The 355-nt window shown below is 31.8% G+C and carries 2 protein-coding genes; both read left to right on the plus strand.

What is annotated here, in order from left to right; all coding sequences use genetic code 11:
- The first annotated feature begins 3 nt into the window (after positions 1-3).
- A complete protein-coding gene (locus ACFVQC_RS25385) occupies positions 4-120 on the plus strand; it encodes a DUF3948 family protein (protein ID WP_219916885.1) in 117 nt (38 codons plus the stop codon).
- A 43-nt stretch (positions 121-163) separates the two neighbouring features.
- Complete coding sequence (locus ACFVQC_RS25390) at positions 164-271, plus strand: DUF3948 family protein (protein ID WP_000664237.1); 108 nt, start codon at positions 164-166, stop codon at positions 269-271.
- Positions 272-355: the final 84 nt, after the last annotated feature.

Genomic DNA, 355 nt, shown 5'->3' on the forward strand with positions numbered 1-355 from the left:
AGAATGAAAAAAATGAAAGAGCAAGTATTACAAGTAACAAAAGGTGATTTCGTAGGGTCAGCAAGTGGAGCGGTAGTATTAACAGCGTTAATCGTATTTCTATCAAGCGTATTAGTATAATAGAAGTTTTGTAACAAAAGAAAAAAGAAGGGAGAATGAAAAAATGAAAGAGCAAGTATTACAAGTAACAAAAGGTGATTTCGTAGGATCAGCAAGTGGAGCAGTGGTATTAACGGCATTAATCGTATTTCTATCAAGTGTATTAGTATAATAGAAGTTTTGTAACAAAAGAAAAAAGAAGGGAGAATGAAAAAATGAAAGAGCAAGTATTACAAGTAACAAAAGGTGATTTCGT

Source organism: Bacillus sp. NPDC057893, from assembly GCF_042796455.1.
In the GTDB taxonomy this organism is placed as follows: Bacteria; Bacillota; Bacilli; order Bacillales; family Bacillaceae_G; genus Bacillus_A.

Coding starts and splice junctions, on each gene's coding strand:
- ACFVQC_RS25390 (WP_000664237.1), top strand. CDS start 164: ATGAAAGAGCAAGTATTACAAGTAACAAAAGGTGATTTCGTAGGATCA.
- ACFVQC_RS25385 (WP_219916885.1), top strand. CDS start 4: ATGAAAAAAATGAAAGAGCAAGTATTACAAGTAACAAAAGGTGATTTC.